Below are 17,703 nucleotides of genomic sequence, written 5' to 3' on the forward strand. Positions count from 1 at the left end.
ACAGTTGATTCCCCGATGCGGATGACATCCCGCCGGTCGTGGAGGGTTGTCGCGATCGGTGTCGATGCAGGGAGGGGCGTCCCTGGGGACGCCCCGGCCGTCGGGGAGGGTCACGGCTCGTTCAGGTCGAGGGACGCATCCAGGACTTTGTTGATCCGGGTGCGACACTCCTTCAGGTGGGCGCGGGTCGTCTCATCGACTTTGGCGTCTTTCGAGTCGAGGAGCTTGCCGATCCGGTCGCGGATCTCCTCCATGTGCAGCCGCGCCAGGCTCTTGGCGTCGGCAGGCGGCTCCGGCGTGCCGAAGAAGAAGATGTAGTCGAACAGGTCCTCGTAGGGGCTGCGTTTGCGGCCGAGAACGAGGGTGCTCAGCTTCTTGAGGTGCTCGCGCTGGAGGTTGCGCCGGATCGTCGAGCAGGCGACGGCTCCGCCGCGGGCGTCGATCGGCTCACATTCCGACCAGATGCCGTCGGTCAGGGACCGGAAGACCTCAGCCATCGTCAGTGACTCGGTCCCCGGCTCGGCCTGGAGTTCCTGATTCTGGAGTCGCGACAGCGTGTCGGCGGACAGGCATCGCCCCAGGACGATCTTCTGGATTCCGAGGATGTGCTGATAGATCGGGAATTCGACCGAGCCCCCATAGTAAAACAGCCTCTCGTTGCCCCAGTGATACCAGCGCTCGCTGGCCAGCTTGCGGAGCAGGGCCGGTGAGAACTGGAACGCCCTGTCGCTGAGGATCTGTTCGGACACAAGCTTCAGCGCCTCGCGCTGCTTGGTCCCCGGGACAGGCGTGATGGGGTCGTGCGTGGGCCTCTGGGGCGTCTCGGCCTTGGCCTCCTTTTCGTTCTTGTCCGCCTTGCTCTCGGCCTTGTCTTTCTCCTTGCGGTCCTTGTCCTTGTCCTTGTCCTCCTTGAATTCCCCCGGCCGGTGGTCGCGGGAGACGTACTGGCCGCCGACGTGCGACGAGGCCAGGTACGCGGCGTCCCCCCACTGGGAGAGTAAGAGCGAGAAGGCGCGGCGGGTGCGGGACCACGGCTCACCCTCCTTGACCACCTTCTCGTCGAGGCCCTTCATCAATTCGGTGGCCAGCGCGACCCGGTCCCTGGCGTACCGGGTCGGGTCGGAGCCGAGGTCGAAGGCATTCACGAGCGGGTCGTGGTCGAGGAACATGTCCTCATCAGTAGAGTAGACCAGGTCGGGGTCGGGCGACCGGGCGGCGATCTTCCTCAGCTCGGCCGCCTCGTCGCCGTCGATCGGCTTGTAGGCATACTCGATCGCCCAGTAGTCGTAGGGGCCGATCGTGGTGGTGGCGAAGTCCCCCTGCTTCTTGCCCTTGGCGGCGATGTTGAGTGGGTTGTAGTCCATCACGCTGCCCGACTGTCCCTTGACCCGCGTGATCGCGGGGTCGTTGATCTCGTCGGCCGTCAGCATGGTGCTGGCGTGGAAGTTATGCCGCAGGCCGAGCGAATGGCCGACCTCATGCATGACAACGTACTTGATCAACTGGCTCAGGGCCTCCTCCGAGAGCTTCTCGTCGGGCCCGGAGGTGCCGGCGGCGGCAAAGGTGATGGCGGCCATGGCCAGTTCCCTGCGCAGGCCCGTGGTGAACTGGCAGGCGGCGAACTGCCCCGTCAGCATCTGCCGACGGAGCCGGAGCAGGTCGGCGCCGGTCCCGGCCGGGACCGCCTCGACGCCCGGCGCGAGGCCGTCGGCCGACGACCGGGGTCCGATCAGCGGCAGTGGCAGTCCGAAGCCCATCTTGGCCGCCATGATCGGGCTGATCACCTCGCCCATCGCCAGCGGTGCGCCGGCGCGGTCGCCGGCCGCGGTCGGGGCGGTGCCGGTCATGAAGGCGTACTCCTGCGTCCAGAAGCGGACCAGGCCGTCGTCGAAGACAACGTCGCCGTCGATCATCTCCCCGGTCAACGGGTTGGACCGCAGCCCCGAGTAGGCCCCGGCGCCGTCGGCGGTCCCCCAGCGGAAGGTGCAGTAGTTGATGTCCTCGGGGTCGAAATCGTCGCGGCCCTCCGTCTGCCAGCGGACGGCGATGGCATTCTTGAAGCCGATCTTCTGAAACGCCTTGTTCCACTCGAGGATGCCCTCCTCGACGGCCGGGCGATACTTCTCGGGGACAGTCGCCTCGATATACCAGATGATCTGCTTCTTGGGCGGCGACAGCTTGGCCTTCGGGTCAACCTTCTCGAGCCGCCAGCGGTTGACCTGACGGACGAAGTAGGTGTCGAGGTCGGCCTTGCCGAAGTCCTTGGCCGCGTCGAGGAAATGGCCGACCCGGTCATCGGCGTATCGGGGCTTGTAGCCGCCGTCGGGCGCCTTGACCAGGCTGTAGTGGATGATCAGCGTTTTGCCCCGACGGTCGGCGGCGGCGTTATCGAAGAAGGCAAAGGAATAGGGGCCGCCGCTGTAAGTGGCCTCGACCTCGATCTCGAGGTTGTTCGGGTACGTCTTGATTTTGTGCCAGGTCGTCCGGTTGCGATCCAGGCTGCCGAAGAACTGGAGCTGGGCGAAGTCGGTCAGGAAGACGTCGGCCAGGTCGATCACCACGGCGTTGTTGTTCGCGTGGTTGATGCTGATGATCGGCAGAGCCAGCAGCACCGAGTCGAGGTAGTTCTGCTGGACCGCCCGCTCCACCGCCGAGCCGGTCGGCGCCTTGTAGTGGACGTTACGGCGGATCAGATGGACCTTGTCGCCGACCCGCTTGAAGACCAGGACCCACTGGTCGCCGAAATTCAGCGGCTCGCCGGCCATCGCCATGCCGCGCGCGATGTTGATCGGCGCCAGCAGGGGCTTCTCGAACTGGTCCGCCTTGATCTCGGCGTAGAGGTGCTCATCCTTCCTGTGGAGCGTGAACAGGCCGTCGAACTTCTCGGAGTCCTTCGTCACCTCGTTGAAGTCGCGGAACTTCTTTTCCCCCTCGGCCCCCCGGCCGTGTTCGTCCTTATCCTTGCCCGCGGCCACGTCGGGGGCCTTCCCCTCCGGCTTCTTGTCCTCCTCGGCCCAGAGACCCGTCGATCCGAGGACGATGACCAGGGTCGTGGCCCATCCGAGTGCGATGAGATGCCTCATGTGACCCTCGCGATGCTGCGGGAGGGCAGGCTTGCCATTGACCTCGCCGGGAACGCCCCGGCGTCCACGGGCCGATCGCCAGAACGATCGGGCCTCGCCGCGTGCCCCGCGGCCGCGAAACCGGGTCCCTGAAGTCACGGTACGAACCCCGATGAGACGAACCCCAGTCGTGGAGGGTCTGACTCAGGTACCGCCCGCCCATCCCGACGGCATTCGACCCGGGGAGCGCCCGAAGAGCGCGGGCCAGAAGCCCCCGTCACCGCTGGTTAGGCGCACTCGCTTCGATGAGATACGGGCAGCACGTCGGAATCTGCTCCGCTCATTCACAGGGTAACCCTTTCCCGCCGAACCCGCATAACCGTCAATGCTGGCCAGCTTCGGTTCGGGACACAAGGGGGAAATCGAAGGATTTCGGATTCGACCACGGCTCACTGCGGTCGGCCCGGCGCGTCCGTGGTGCCGTCGATGGTGATGTCGATGGCCATGCACCTAAAGAGGCCAAGATGGGGAGCCTGGAGAATCCACTGAGGGCAGCGACCAGGCACCCATCTTCACTGGATTTCCCAAACCTCGCCACTGAGGTGCCAGGCTACTCTTGCTCGCTTCGATCAGTAGGCGAGGATCCCCTGGACTCGCTCCCGGCTGGCCCGCGAGTCATCGAGCTTCTTCTGGAGTGCCGCGACCAGCTCGTCCTTCTTCTTGCCCACCACCACCCCCAGGAATTCCTTCTGGACCTCCTGGAGTTCCTTCTGGGTCAGGGATGCAAGTCCCTTAACCTCGGCGGCGATTTGACTGGACTCAAGGTTCAGGGACCGATCCTGGAGATCGCGGAGCTTCGCCACGGCCTCGGAGGGCGTCAGTTTCGGGGCCTTGGGAGCCTTGGCCTTAGGGGATGCTGCCTTCTTCCCCGAGTAAACCTCGGGGAGTATCCCGGTCCGGCGGTATTCCTCGGCGTCCCGCAGGAGCGCCGCCAGTTGGTCCATGTCCATGCTTGCGAACGGTTCCAGGGTCGCGGCGACGGACTCCAGGGCGCTCGTGACGCTCTTGCCGGCCGACTGGTTAATCCCGGCGGCCATCAGCGGGGGCACCAACAAGCGGATGAATTGCTGCAGATTGGAGACGAGCATGAGGAATCCCCTGGCGTATCTCGGCGACGAGTCTTCGATAACGGCTCTCATACCTCGGGTCGAGGGCGGCGAGCCGACCCTCGATTGCGGAGTGTTCCCGGATGATCTCCTTGTAGAAGTAGACCGGATCCCCCCAGGCGTCCTTGCAGTTGTCACCGAGCGAGTTCCAGATGGCCTGCTCCCGGGCGATCAGCCTCTCGCGGGGATTTGCCTTGTTCCCGACGACGCCGAGTACGTTCAGCTCGGCGCACGAGGTCGATTGGAACTTCCTAAGCCAACTCAGGATCCGGGGGACCGACTCGGCGGACGTGTCCTCCAGGAGGACCGGGATGAGGACATAATCGCTGGCGGCCAGAGCGTTGACGCAGCCGGTCGTCAGCCTCGGCGGGCAGTCGATGAGCACGACGTCGTAGTGGTCGCGGAGCTGGGGGGAGTGGAGAGCCCCGCGGAGACGGAAGCGGATGTCCTCGTCGCTGAGGCCGGAGTGCCACCGGGTCATCAATTTGTTCTCGAGGTCGGCAAATTCTTCACGCACCGGGGCGAGATAGAGCTGCCCGGATCCGGACATGATCCGGAGCTGGGTGACGCACCGATTGAGGGCCGCTAGGTTCCCGCCTTCGGAGAACAAATTGTCGATGTAACAATCGGACCGTTTTACATTGGCCCTCTCCTCGTGGAGCAGGCAGAGGTTGGAGAGCGAGCCCTGCTGGTCCAGGTCGATCAGAAGGACCCGCAGGCCGTCGGACGCGAGCGAGGCCGCGAGATTGGCTGTGATCGTCGTCTTGCCGACGCCACCCTTGAGGTTAGCCAAGGAAATCACCGCCGTGCGCCTCGCCGACAGCGGGAGGAAAGGAACGACGGACCCGCTCAGCGGCTTGATCCAGATCTTTCCGTCTGAGTTTGAGATCGTGTTCAACTGGGCCGAGTATTGTTTGATGAGAGCCTGTGCCTTCCGGCGGGCACTCAGTTCCGCCTTGAGCCTCGCCTGCGTCTCGTGCAACTCCAGCGAGAGGCGTTCGGAGACGGTGGATATCTCGTCGGCGCGGAGTTGGAGGGCGTCGATGCGACCCTCCTGGGCCTTGATCTTGTCGTGGAGCAGGTCTCGCTCCCGGCCTATCCCCTGGATCTGCGACCGGAGACCTTCGTTCTCCCTATCAGCGCCCTGGACCTCTGCCGTCAGTTGCGCGAGCTGATCACGAAGTTCGTCGACCAGGCCCGAGGATCGCATTCTCCGGCTCATCTGAACGGCGAGCAGCACCAGGAAGGCCCCCACCACTGCACCGCACACGAAGGCGGGCAATTGGTTTCGCTGCATCATCAACGTTACATAATGATCGATATCGACTAAGCTCATGCAGTAACATCCTCTCCAAATAAAGGTCTCCGAGGATCGGTCTCTGGTGGCCATCGGTCACTGAGAACACGATGGGCCCAAACGTTCACCACTTATTCATTTTCGGAATACATATTGGCTTGGCTAGGATCCTTTTTATGATGGCACACTGGCGCATGACAAGCAATGAACCTCTCCGAGACTCTAGGTCCTCGTTCAGCCTACGGCTCGAATTACGACCGAGAGTCCGACGCCCGAAAAGGCCATGCCGCCAGGCACTTCAATGGCGAAGTCTGGGAGGTATGGGTAGAGCTTTGGCCTGACTCAGGGAGGCCATGCTGCCAGGCACTTCAATGGGGAAGTCTGGGGGGATTTGGGTAGTGGGGAACCGTACCGCCAGGCACTTCAATGGGGCACATTGCGGAGGTTCCCTCAGTCGCCAATCGAACGAATCAATCTCGCCGGATTTCCTCCGACAAGGGTATTCGGGGGAACGTCCTTGGTGACGACCGAACCCGCCGCGACGACCGAGTTCTCGCCTACGGTGACGCCACCGATGATGGTCGCACCGGCTCCGATCCACACGCTTTTCTCAATCACGATCGGCGTTCCGATTGTGGCGGCGCGTCGCTGCGAAGGTTCAAGGGGATGGCCCGTTGTGATGATGCTCACGTTGGGCCCGATCATCACGTCGTCCGCGATGTCGAGGCCGCCAAGGTCATAGAAAGTGCAGTTCTGATTGACGAAGACATTATGCCCGACGCGGATTTCGTCCCCACCGGCAGTATAAAAGGGAGGGATCAGTAAAAAGTTCTCGTCGACCTCTTTACCGATAAGTTCGCTGAACAAGGCCCGAATTTCGTCCGCATCGTTGAACGTCAAACGGTTAAGTGTGGCGGTGATCGCCATCGCTCGTTTGACGTTTGCCAACATGGCTGCTGATTCTGGCGTCCTGCTGTAAATGATTTTGGTGCGATCGTCATTCGGCATTCGTTGTTTTTCCTCGGGCTACAGTTTCGCGTGCGTTTCGGCGCACGAGGGCGGCACCGAGATTCGCTGAGTGTAGCCCCTCATCGGTCCTGTTCCAGGTTCACGTCCTTTGTCAGTGTGCAGAATCCCTTCCGTAAGTTCAACTCGCGTACCGGACCTCGATGGTGTCGTCCTCCAGCAGGGCGAATCCCCCTCCCATCTTGTGTCACGAGTAAGTCACGGGGCAATTGGCAAACCCTGCTGCAAGCCGACCCAAAGTGACTGGTAGTCGAGTTGTGACGGGTGAAGCCAAAGGACTTCGACCGCATTTCCGGCACCAAACGAACAACTGGACCAAGAACGGGCGTATGGTGAAGGCCGAATGGCAGGTAGGCGAGTTGCTCCCTCGGTTCGGGTTCAAGATGGCCGAGGTGGCGGTGCCCAGGACACTGGTCGCGGCGCGAGGTGATCCGGCAAATTCGCAGGCGTTTTCGTGAAGTCGAGCGCGGAGATGGTACGAATATCAGGCATCGGACGACGCTGAGACAGATGGTCACATTGATCTGATTGAAGTGATTGGGAGCCCAATTGAGGCTCGAACCGTCCGTCAGAACCGGCGTCGACTTGATCGAACCATCTCAGCATGATGGAATTACATCTCAAGTGACCAGAAATGGGTCCAAACCGCATCTTCTCACCGGCAATCGAATCAATATAAGTTAACGGCACTTCCAGGAGTTCTCCATGCGGCTTGCCGACGGACTGACTGGGCTGAATCAACGACTGCGTTTCAGGAACGTTGGCCGTACGCGCGAGCGTCGTGGGAAAAGTTTGCGGTACTTCACGGCCGAGGTTTCGCAGTTGGAAATTCGTACCCTGCTCTCGAGCGACGTACTCGGCCCTGAAACGCGGATCAACTCCACGGTCGCCGGTATTCAGCAGTTTTCGGTGCAGAGCGATAAGTCGGTTGCGGTCGATGTCCATGGAAACATCATCGCAACCTGGACGTCCCCGAACGCCAACGGCCGTGGCTCGGAGATCGTCGCGCGACGGGTTGATGCCGAGGGGAATCCGCTCGGGGCCGAATTCGTGGTCAACACGACCACCACGAGCTTGAATCGTAACCCCGTCGTCGCGGCCTCCGACGACGACAAGTTCGTCGTCGCCTGGGAGGCCCGAGGGAATTCCCAGGACCAGAGCGGATGGGGCGTTTACGCGCGAGTGTATTCCAACGATGGGACAGCACTGACGGATGAAATTCTGGTTAATGCCTCAACAACCGGAAACCAGCGGGATCCGTCGGTCGACTGGCTGACGTCGGACTCCTTCGTGGTCTCCTGGAGCGGCGCCGGCCAGGGGATGCAACAGACCGCGTTCTCACGGATCTTTCAGAGCTCCGGCACGCCGCTCACCGGGGAGACTCGACTGAGCGGCTTCGCCAAGGGCGGCCAGCGGGACGTCGCCGTCGTCGCCCTGCCTGGTGGCGATTTTCAGGCGGTATGGCAAGGGCAGGGGGCGGGTGATTCCAACGGCATCTTTTCACGGCAGTTCGACGCTCTCGGTCACCCCCTGGGACGCGAATTCCGGGTGAACACCGCGCGGCGCGCTCGGGAGCAGCAGCCTGCCCTGGCGGTCGTCGACGACCAGGTGGTCATCTCCTGGCAGAGCATCAATAACAGGCTGGACCGGCTCGGCACCGGCGTCATCGCACGGCGATTCGACCTCAAGGGTGCGCCGCTCGGACCGGAGTTTCGGATCAACCAGACGACCGCGGGCAACCAGTTCGACCCGTCGATCGCGCCCTTGGTCGACGGCGGCTTTGTCGCCGCTTGGGAGGGCGCGGGCGTTGGGGACAACCACGGCGTTTTCGTCCGCGAATTCAACGCCGACGGCACTCCACGCAGCGCCGAACAGCGAGCCAACACGACCGTTGCCGGCATCCAGGCCCACCCCACCGTCCAGGCCACGGGCACGGGGTACGTCGTCGCATGGGACGGCATGATCGGGGCGGGCGAGAGTGGTGCGGACTCCGCTGCCGACCCTCGCGGGATCGCCATGCGAGCGACCCAAGCGACCCAGTGGGCGATGCCGGAATCGAGTGTCGCGACCAGGGATGACGTGATGACGTTCACCATTCCCGGCATCGGCGTGGTGCAGCAGGTCTCGCCGAAGACGATCACGTTCACGAACACGACGGACAAGACGATCTATCCGATCCTGGAGTCCGCAAACAACAACGCGGTGCCGAACAACAATAACGGGCACTCGGGGTTGGGCCTGTATGACCCCTACGACGCCGTCAACCTCGAGTACCGGGGCTACATCGGTTACACCGAAAACGGCCAGTACTATCTGGGACTGAAGGCAGGCCAGACCGTCACCGTCCCGGTCCCGCTCGTATTCTGGGATGCGGGCCGCATTCTGATCGCGCCTGACGGTGCCAACCTGATCCCACAGGTGGATAACGTCGTACCGCCTGCCAACACCCCGAACTCGCCGAATCCGTTCCATTTCCATGATTTCCAGAATTTCATCATCACCGATGGCGTGTTGCAAGACCTGGTGAGCAAGGACGGTGTCCCTCAGTCCGTCGCGGACGCTCTCAAACCGCTCCTCAATCAGACGTTCGTCGATATCGACAAGTTCAAGAATGCGGCAAGGACGGCGGTCGGACCGGCGGCGTACGGTACGTACGAGGTGCCGATCCTGAATCGCGCCAGCTCAGTGATTCCAACCAAGCGTTACCGGGACGATCTGGCGGATGGGGTGCATGCCGTCCTCTGGTATCGCGCCCAGGGCGTCGGCGGCCTGGCGGAAGGCCCGGCCGGCAGCGCCCCGGCCCAGCTCGGTGAGATGACCTTCCGGAGCAAGATTTTCGCGGATCCTCGCTACGTCACCCACAAGGACATCGATCCCAACGGAAAAAGCGGCGAAGTGCACGACCTCGTGAATTACGACGTCTCGTACGTCGATTCCATGACGCTCCCCGTGGCCATGCAAGCCAATAACGTCCCCTTGGATCCGAGTGGCAAGCTCACCACGGCCACGGCGCCGTTCGGCTGGGTCGGAGCGGACAAGTCGATCGCCCAGTTGCAAGGGCCTCTCGATGTCTTCACGTCCCCGAATCCGGATCGCAATACCAATGCGAACGGACTGGGGAATTACTTCGGAGGCCAAGGCTACCCGAAGTACTACATTCCCTCGGCCACCGAGGCGCTCACGGGCATCAAGGTGCCTGCCGGACAGAATCTGGCGCTCGAGAGCCCCGTGACCAATGGCCGATCCTCCTGGGATCAGAATCGGTTCATCCTGACGAGCGCCGGTTCCGACCCGATCGTCTACGCCCAGCCCGGAGCGATCAGCTCGCAGGGAAATACGATTTACTTCGACAAGAGCTATCTGCAAGATCTCACGATCGTGAAACAGGCCGTTGATGCCAAAAAGCCTGTTCTGGTCGATGCGTCGCTGAATAACTTCAAACCGGGCACCAAGGTCACCGGCGTCGATCTGTCTCCAGACAGCCAGCAGCGTCTGACGGTCACTGTGGACCAGAGTGACGTGAATCCCAGCGGTACGCCAGGGGGAGTTTACAACTTCGTCAGGCCCGTCGAGGATTACGTCATGACGAAGCTGGCGAACCTCTGGTTCTCGTGGGCGGATCACTACTACGATCAGTACAAGGACGTAACGCCCGACTCGAGCTATTCCGGCAAGATCAACGCCGGCTCGAATGAGCTTGTTCTCACCGCCCCCGTCGCCGCCAGTCATCTCGTTGTAGGCATGCCGGTGTCAGGTCCGGGAATGCCAGCCGGCTACCTGGCCACGATCATCGGCCTCGTGTATGCGGATGCCGCCCAGACCCAGGTCAAGTCGATCAAGCTCAGCAAGCTCTCCGATGCCGGCGGATCGGGAGCGGATTATCTCGTGAGTCGAGTCCAGCAGATCAGGCCGCAAAACACGGTCGGTTTTCCGATCACGCCGTACAAGCTGAGCTTCACGGATCCGACCGACCCCGATTACGACCTGCGTTTCGCTCGGTCTATCTATGTGGTCATGGACTCGATGAACACGATTCCGGTGAGCTCTCCCACGGATCCGGCGATCATCAGTTTGATGGCCAACGTAATCGGTGGAAACATCGGATTCATCCCCCACATCGGCGTCTCGACCGATCCGAGCAAACCCTCGAACTATTCGGGGGTCCTGCTCGTCGCCGACGTGATCCGCGACAGCCTCAAGTCCGTGTTGCGCGGAGTCGACGATTTCCAGACCGATACGGAAGCCATGGGACACTGGTATCCCGACCCTTCGTTGACCGGCGACGTGACCGGACAGAAAATCAACGGCACCAACGCCGATTTCAACGTCTACAACCTCAATCCGTTCGTGTGGTTCGTCCACAAGAAACTGGGGCTGTCGGGATATGGTTTTTCGCTGGACGACGATGCCGCAGACGTCGGCGCCGACGGCGCGTCCGAGTTACGGGTCGTGATCGGCAGCATTGACAATCTTTCGCACGATCAATTCTACAAGGCCGAATGGACGCATGGTGCCCCCTACGGTCCGGTGAAGAGCACAACCGGAAGCTTGTCGATCGTCAACGGGGGCCAATATGACGGCAAGTATCAACTCACCGGCCTCGACATGTCGCCGTTGCCCGTCGTCCTGCAGGTGCTGGGTACCGGATCGAGCGGGGAGGCCGGGGCACTTGTGAGCGGCCCCGGAATTCAGCCGGGGACCAAGGTCCTGTTCGCGAACATCGGCGGCAACGGGGTCATCCTGGACAAGGTCGCAACGATTCCCGCCAGTCCAAGCGGTCCCTACTTCTTCTCGGGCACGCCTCCCAAGGTCGCGACCCCGGCTTCGGCGACACCTGCCGGTGCAAACTCCTGGAACCTGAGGGTTCTGGGCGCCGACGGTTTCTACGGTGAGCCGAGCCTGAGCTACACCTGGTCCCTGCTCAGTGGGCCGAGCGGAGTGAACGCAACCTTCGCCAGCAACGGCTCAAACGCAGCGAAGAATACCGAAGTCACACTCACCAACGTGCCGGGCAAGTACGTTTTCCAGGTGACGATCTCCGAACCGAACGACGTCGGTGGGTTCTTCACAACCACCGGAGTGGCGGTGGTTGTCCCGAACGGTCCGAGGGCGAGAGTTGCGGCTCGGTCGCGAAGGAACTGAGGCGAACGAGCGAAATTCGGGAACCGTGTCGGGCGAGGTCACGACGGCGACTGCGGCGAGAAGCCGCAGGGGCCGCCGTCACCTCCTGCGACACGGTTCAGAAACTACGATCCGTGAAACCTGTGCGATTGTTAGCGACTTACCGCCCCGACCCTTTCGCTGACTCCAGGAGGATCGGATCGGTTCTTAGCCTGGAGTCACGGCAATTGACGACCGGTTCCGCGGTCGGATTCCGCGCGAGGTGTGCCCGCCTCGGGCCGCGACTCGCGGACTTGATCCGCGCGTTGCCAGAACGCGCGCCCGGCGTCCGTCTCGGTTTCGGCCATTAACCACAGAACGCGGCCGATGGCCGCATTCGAGATCAGGTCGGCGGGCGGTTTCGCTTTCCAGCGATCGTAGAACGCATCCACGTTTCGCTTCGCCCGCTGCATCAGGTACTCCTCCTTGGTGGTGCGGTACAATTCCAGATCGGCCTCGACCATGAAATGGGCGTATCGCACGGCGTCGCGATAGACCCCCGTCTTCTCGTCCAGAAACCAGTCCGCGGCTTTCCCGATCCTCTGGGCTTGATCGAGATACTCCGGCTTGCCCGTGGTCCGGTACAGTCCCAGAAACGCGCGGAGCATCAGCGCGGAGTTGTACGTCAGTTTGCCGCGCTTGACTTCGCCGGTGGCCACAACCTTGCGGTCATCAAACAGGCCGTCCTCCGCCTGCAGCGCGTCGACCGTCCACGCGACGATCCTCCGGGCCCGATCGACGAGCGCCCCGGCGTCGCCTGCGCGGAACTTCGCCAGCCGGAGGCAGCCCACCGCCGCCGGGCCATTGGCGCAGGCGTTCTTGGTGCCGTCCTTATGGAGTTGATGCCACCAGATCCCCCCGCCACTCTCCTCGTCCCAACCGCTCAGCACGAATTTTAGCGTCTCGTCCGCCCGCGTGAGGTAGCTCGGGTCGCGGTCCGTCTCATAGGCTTCCAGGAACGTGATTACTAGCCATTCGTTATCATCATAGTATTTATCGTTGCCGTTGCCGCGGGTGGGTGCCGCTTCATAGCCAGGGATTTTGACTTTCGGATCCCAGTAGGCGTCGAGCGCTTTGAAGTACTTTTGCAAGAGCGGGCCGTAAGTGGCGGGGTCGGCCCGCGCCGCCGCCACGAGATTCGAGAACATCACGCTTTGGAGCCACACGTAATCCGGCCTCCGCTCCGTCGCGGACCTGAAATACACGCCGGTTTGCGGGTCGAAGAATGCTTTTTGGATGTGTTCCGTCACTTCGCGTGCGTGTTGCTCATACTGTCCAGGATTCGCAGCCCGCGTCGGACCGGCAAAACCTAGAACCAGGACGGCTGCCGACAGTACCTTGCTCATCGCCGGAATGCTCCTCGGTGATCGACCGATTTTCAATGCTGACGCCTACATATTTCCCGTGTTCCGCCCCGATGCGACTCAACCCGCAATAGGCGCGGAAGACCGGCCAGGTCGAGCGTCAGGCGACGGAGGAGCGTCCGCCGGGCCGACCGGCTTGAGGCCCTCGGCCTCGTACCCCTCCGCGACGAACGCGTCGATCGGGTTCAACACCCCAGTCCGGCGTGCCGTGGACTCCGGGCGGACGACCGGCTTGAGAACCCAGAGTTCTTCCGCCTCGTCGTCTGCCGCCCCGGCCAGCGGCGGCAGGAGCGCGATGAAGCAGGCCATCCACCGGAGAGTCGATCGCACGCTCGGCACCTCCCGGATTTTCGGATGTCGGACGATCCTGGTTCGTCATAATAACCGACACTGGGGCCACGCCATAGCCAACGCGAGCGATGTCTCGAGGTGTCGCCCCGCGAAACGAAGCCGGACCGGCTACGGTTCTCGGCCACCAGACGATGAGCCGTGAACGGCGCAGAGGAGGGATCGGAAAGCGCTCGCGTGGCCGGGGCCGCGCAGCGCGGCGGTTAGGCGAGCGGACGCGGACGCGGACGCTCAGTTCCAGAACCACATGACCAAGACGCTCAGGAGGCAGTAAGCCCCCAGAACCGTGGCGCAGCCCCACCGCCATCGGCCGCCATACCACGTCACGAATACCGGAAGCAGCAGGGATGCGAACGAGAGTACGACTTTTGTGAGAGCGGGGATACGAACCCTGTCCGCAGCGACTCCACACAAACCAAGGACAAGCGGCCATGACCACCCGACGAAGTAGACGAGCGGGCCTATGGGGTTCGGATGCCTCGGACTCTTCGATCGGGTCGTTCCGATCGAAGAGTCCGAGGCAGGGGCGGCGTAAGGATTCAGCTCATCGCTCATAGCCGCACCGACTCCTGGGCCGCCTACCGACCAAGCTCAGCAGCCGGGGCCGCCGCCAGGCCGTGATGTCTCGAATCACCGAAATTCGGAGACTTCTCACTGATCTCCACCAAGCCGATGACCGATTACAAGCCGTTTTGCTCTTGAAAGATAGGGCTTGCAAGCTTGTGACGATGATCAAAATTCGATTCTTGAATATCAACAAATTCATCATTGATGCTAAACGAGAAACTTGTCCACGTCAGGCAAGAGCCGGGCGAAGTCGAGCTTGGTGGGACAAGCCGCCCTGGCGGCATCGAGATCGGCATCGTGCCAGTCGCGCTCGTGTGGGGCGAGCTTGGCGTAGGCGTCACGGGCGTGTTGGCGAGCGCCATGATGCTCGTGGTAAGTCAGGAAGCGTGCCAAGTCGCCCAGGCGAGCGTTCGTGCCCGCAGCCAGTCCACACCTGCCATCACATTCCGCGCACATCGTCGGACCGGCACCCAGCATTGCGACCCGCAGCCCCTGGATCTCGGCCGGTTTCATGGGTTGGTAACGCCGAGCGGCCTCCGTGTTTTGGTTGACCTCATCGGTGTTCGCCATCGCCACACAGGCGGAGGCGATCCGCTCATCCGACCAGAGGGCTTGCAAAATCCCCTGATAAGGGTTGAGGCTTCGCTCCTTCAGCACCGGAGCTTGGAACTGCAACTGCTTGAGACTTCGCTCGAAACCCGAGAGTGCCAGGTGGCCGGCCACGACCTTCATCGCCACGAGGCCGATCTTCTTCTTGTAACAAGCGTCGATCGCCCGGTTGAGTCGAGAATCCTGCTCCAACCACGGATTCATGGCGACCATGACCACATCCATCAGGCCACCCTCGGCGGCGGCCTCAAGCTGCTCGGCACGGTGTTGGTCATGGGTTGCGAAACCAACGAATCGCACCTTGCCGCTTTTCTTGAGGGCGGCGATCGTCTCTTTCATCTCCTTGCTCTTCGGCCAGTCCATCTCGTTACGGGTCAGGCCGTAGTCGACTGCCTTTCCTGACAGCGCGTGAAAGTAAAGCAAGTCGATGTAATCCGTCCCGAGCGCCTGCAATCGCAGATCGACCCGCTTGATCATATCGCTGGGCCGCGCAACGCCGTCCTTCGTCGCAAGAAAGATCTGTGAACGGACCTCCGGCATGGCCGTGAACCAAGTTTTGAATCCACCCTCCGTTCCATAGGTCGCCGCCGTGTCAAAGAAACGGACACCGAGGCTGTACTCAAAGCGCAGGAGCCGATCGAGGGCGTCGGGAGCACGCGCGGTGCCACCGTTCAGGATCGTGACCGCGACCCCCGTATTGCCCAGGGTGCGCCTGGGGAGTTCAAGTGGCTTGGCGGGGAGGGGCGAAGCAGCCTCCGCCAAAGTCGGCGTCTGCGTCAGAGCCGTCGCCGCGACAGTCGCGGCCGCGCCATTCTGAATGAACGCGCGACGACGCATTGGGACCGCATCGGAGTCAGACATCGCTTGGTCCTTCGGGTTGAGGGAGAGATCAACCATTCCGCAAGCCCACATCGCTCAATGTAGACGGATACCAACGGAGAGTCCAGCAATGGGCCCGCCCTGACTGACCGCTGCGCAAAGCGAGCGAGTGCCATGGGGTGGGGATCAGACCGACGCATGCAACAGCGACACCGGGATTCGGGTCCGAGATCAGCCCTGCGAGCGAAGTCGGCCGGCCGATGCGTGACGGTGTTCGGATTGAATCGGCTCCCAAAGAGCCTCTCGGGCCGGGAACGGCTTCCAGGAGTTGGGGCCACATGGAACCTGAGAAACTTTCCGTCTCGACCGTGGGGAGGATGGTCGGGAAGTCGAATCGCTTCACCGCCTTGGCCAGGACGGTCGTGTTGCGTGCTTCGGTCCGACGCACTTCGGTCAGTGTGACCGAAGCCCGATGCCCGGACGGCTGGTGGCTCCAATGATCGGTGGCGTCTTCGTGGCGATCAGGCCGGCCCTGAACGGCAGTTTAAGCGTCATTCGGGGCGGGCTGCCGGACTCCGCCGACCTTCATCTTGCCTCCGAACCGTTCGTTTTGCTATGAATTAGCTGCTTCAGAAATTGGTTCTTCCACGGTGGCTTGCCTCAATTCAACAAGCCACCACCATCTCGTCGAGGGGCGCTGCGACGGCACGCATGGGCGTTCCTGCCAGGCTCGCTGGGGTGGATTTTCACTGTGCAACGGCGCCCGTTCATCGTTTCAGGAGACTTTGAACGTGACCGCCGTTGCTCAAAAGCCTGCGACAGTCAAGGATTACCACGTCGCTGACCTCGCGCTTGCCCCCTGGGGCCGCCGCGAGATCGCCATCGCTGAGACCGAGATGCCTGGCCTCATGGCCATCCGCGAGGAGTATGCCTCGCGCCAGCCCCTCAAGGGCGCTCGCATCACCGGCTCGCTCCACATGACCATCCAGACGGCCGTCCTGATCGAGACGCTCAAGGCCCTCGGCGCCGAGGTCCGCTGGGCCTCGTGCAACATCTTCTCAACCCAGGATCATGCCGCCGCCGCCATCGCCGACGCCGGTATCCCCGTCTATGCCTATAAAGGCGAGTCCCTCACGGAGTACTGGGAATACACCCATAAGATCTTCGAGTGGGCTGACGGCGGGCACTCGAACATGATCCTCGACGACGGTGGGGATGCCACTCTGCTCCTCCACCTGGGCGCCCGCGCCGAGGCCGACATCTCCGTCCTCGACAAGCCGACGAGCGAGGAGGAGCGCATCCTCTTCGCCGCCATCAAGAGCCGGATCAGCGCGCAGCCCGGTTGGTACTCCAAGAACCTCGCCGCCGTCAAGGGTGTCACCGAGGAGACCACCACCGGCGTCCACCGCCTCTATCAAATGCACAAGCGTGGCGAGTTGAAGTTCCCCGCCATCAACGTCAATGACTCGGTCACCAAGTCCAAGTTCGACAACCTGTACGGCTGCCGCGAGTCGCTGGTGGACGGCATCAAGCGCGCCACCGACGTGATGATCGCCGGCAAGATCGCCGTCGTCGCCGGCTACGGCGACGTGGGCAAGGGTTCGGCCCAGGCCCTGCGCGCCCTCTCGGCCCAAGTCTGGATCACCGAAATCGACCCGATCTGCGCGTTGCAGGCCGCGATGGAAGGCTACCGCGTCGTCACCTTGGACTATGCCTGCGACAAGGCCGACATCTTCGTGACGACCACCGGCAACTACAGGGTCATCACGCATGACCACATGGCCAAGATGAAGAATCAGGCCATCGTCTGCAACATCGGCCACTTCGACAACGAGATCGACGTGGAGTCGCTTGAGAAATACACCTGGGAGGAGATCAAGCCGCAGGTCGATCACATCATCTTCCCCGACGGGAAGCGGATCATCCTGCTCGCCAAGGGCCGCCTGGTCAATCTCGGCTGCGGCACCGGCCACCCCTCGTATGTGATGAGCTCCTCGTTCGCGAACCAGACCCTCGCCCAGATCGAGCTCTGGCAGCACAACGAGAAGTACCCCGTCGGCGTCTACGTCCTGCCCAAGAAGCTGGACGAGCACGTCGCCCGCTTGCAACTCAAGAAGCTGAACGTCGAGTTGACCGAACTGACGCCGGAACAGGCCGCCTATATCCACGTCCCGAAGGAAGGCCCCTACAAGTCCGACCACTACCGCTATTGATCGTGATCGGCTTGCTTGGGCGGCAGGGGGCTACGTCCCCTGCCGCCACCATTTCCAGGGAGGATGGGTATC

11 protein-coding genes and 1 riboswitch are annotated in these 17,703 nt (G+C 62.3%); of the genes, 4 read left to right on the top strand and 7 right to left on the bottom strand.

Annotated elements, in window-relative coordinates:
• Positions 1-110: 110 nt before the first annotated feature.
• The 4 genes from BUS42_RS36850 to BUS42_RS36865 form a co-directional block, all read right to left on the bottom strand.
• Entirely contained in the window at positions 111-3,083 is a 2,973-nt protein-coding gene (locus BUS42_RS36850) for a zinc-dependent metalloprotease (protein WP_074316103.1), read from the bottom strand.
• Positions 3,084-3,691: 608 nt separating this feature from the next.
• A complete protein-coding gene (locus BUS42_RS36855; protein WP_159452341.1) occupies positions 3,692-4,159 on the bottom strand; it encodes a hypothetical protein in 468 nt (155 codons plus the stop codon).
• Positions 4,143-5,564, bottom strand: a complete 1,422-nt coding sequence (locus BUS42_RS36860) for a ParA family protein (protein ID WP_074316106.1) — start codon at positions 5,562-5,564, stop codon at positions 4,143-4,145. The genes BUS42_RS36855 and BUS42_RS36860 overlap by 17 nt, the downstream gene beginning before the upstream one ends.
• Positions 5,565-5,975: 411 nt before the next feature.
• Complete coding sequence (locus BUS42_RS36865; RefSeq protein ID WP_074316108.1) at positions 5,976-6,533, bottom strand: sugar O-acetyltransferase; 558 nt, start codon at positions 6,531-6,533, stop codon at positions 5,976-5,978.
• Between the two features lie 347 nt (positions 6,534-6,880).
• Between BUS42_RS36865 and BUS42_RS46110 the strand changes: the two genes are divergently transcribed.
• Both BUS42_RS46110 and BUS42_RS36875 read left to right on the top strand, forming a co-directional pair.
• A complete protein-coding gene (locus BUS42_RS46110; RefSeq protein ID WP_256386231.1) occupies positions 6,881-7,009 on the top strand; it encodes a hypothetical protein in 129 nt (42 codons plus the stop codon).
• A gap of 247 nt (positions 7,010-7,256) precedes the next feature.
• Positions 7,257-11,693 (top strand): hypothetical protein, encoded by a 4,437-nt coding sequence (locus BUS42_RS36875; RefSeq protein ID WP_074316112.1) that lies wholly within the window; start codon positions 7,257-7,259, stop codon positions 11,691-11,693.
• A gap of 197 nt (positions 11,694-11,890) precedes the next feature.
• Here the strand turns inward: BUS42_RS36875 and BUS42_RS36880 are convergent, their stop codons facing one another.
• The 3 genes from BUS42_RS36880 to BUS42_RS36895 all read right to left on the bottom strand — a co-directional run bounded on the left by BUS42_RS36880 (position 11,891) and on the right by BUS42_RS36895 (position 15,460).
• Positions 11,891-13,057 (bottom strand): glycoside hydrolase family 76 protein, encoded by a 1,167-nt coding sequence (locus BUS42_RS36880; protein ID WP_074316114.1) that lies wholly within the window; start codon positions 13,055-13,057, stop codon positions 11,891-11,893.
• A gap of 78 nt (positions 13,058-13,135) precedes the next feature.
• Positions 13,136-13,405, bottom strand: coding sequence for a hypothetical protein (locus BUS42_RS36885; RefSeq protein ID WP_254054063.1), 270 nt, complete (start codon positions 13,403-13,405; stop codon positions 13,136-13,138).
• A gap of 792 nt (positions 13,406-14,197) precedes the next feature.
• Positions 14,198-15,460 (bottom strand): aldo/keto reductase, encoded by a 1,263-nt coding sequence (locus tag BUS42_RS36895; protein ID WP_074317488.1) that lies wholly within the window; start codon positions 15,458-15,460, stop codon positions 14,198-14,200.
• A 296-nt stretch (positions 15,461-15,756) separates the two neighbouring features.
• Here BUS42_RS36895 and BUS42_RS43980 point away from each other — a divergent pair, with 296 nt between their 5' ends.
• Positions 15,757-15,918 (top strand): hypothetical protein, encoded by a 162-nt coding sequence (locus BUS42_RS43980; RefSeq protein ID WP_159452342.1) that lies wholly within the window; start codon positions 15,757-15,759, stop codon positions 15,916-15,918.
• A gap of 183 nt (positions 15,919-16,101) precedes the next feature.
• A riboswitch (S-adenosyl-L-homocysteine riboswitch) is annotated at positions 16,102-16,190 on the top strand.
• Between the two features lie 19 nt (positions 16,191-16,209).
• Positions 16,210-17,631: an adenosylhomocysteinase gene (gene ahcY / locus BUS42_RS36905; protein WP_074316117.1), complete on the top strand. Its 1,422-nt coding sequence runs from the start codon at positions 16,210-16,212 to the stop codon at positions 17,629-17,631.
• The last annotated feature ends 72 nt before the right edge of the window (positions 17,632-17,703 follow it).

The organism is Singulisphaera sp. GP187 (genome assembly GCF_900129635.1).
Taxonomy (GTDB): Bacteria; Planctomycetota; Planctomycetia; order Isosphaerales; family Isosphaeraceae; genus Singulisphaera.

Coding starts and splice junctions, on each gene's coding strand:
- BUS42_RS36850 (WP_074316103.1), bottom strand. CDS start 3,083: ATGAGGCATCTCATCGCACTCGGATGGGCCACGACCCTGGTCATCGTC.
- BUS42_RS36855 (WP_159452341.1), bottom strand. CDS start 4,159: ATGGCCGCCGGGATTAACCAGTCGGCCGGCAAGAGCGTCACGAGCGCC.
- BUS42_RS36860 (WP_074316106.1), bottom strand. CDS start 5,564: ATGAGCTTAGTCGATATCGATCATTATGTAACGTTGATGATGCAGCGA.
- BUS42_RS36865 (WP_074316108.1), bottom strand. CDS start 6,533: ATGCCGAATGACGATCGCACCAAAATCATTTACAGCAGGACGCCAGAA.
- BUS42_RS46110 (WP_256386231.1), top strand. CDS start 6,881: ATGGTGAAGGCCGAATGGCAGGTAGGCGAGTTGCTCCCTCGGTTCGGG.
- BUS42_RS36875 (WP_074316112.1), top strand. CDS start 7,257: ATGCGGCTTGCCGACGGACTGACTGGGCTGAATCAACGACTGCGTTTC.
- BUS42_RS36880 (WP_074316114.1), bottom strand. CDS start 13,057: ATGAGCAAGGTACTGTCGGCAGCCGTCCTGGTTCTAGGTTTTGCCGGT.
- BUS42_RS36895 (WP_074317488.1), bottom strand. CDS start 15,460: ATGTCTGACTCCGATGCGGTCCCAATGCGTCGTCGCGCGTTCATTCAG.
- BUS42_RS43980 (WP_159452342.1), top strand. CDS start 15,757: ATGGAACCTGAGAAACTTTCCGTCTCGACCGTGGGGAGGATGGTCGGG.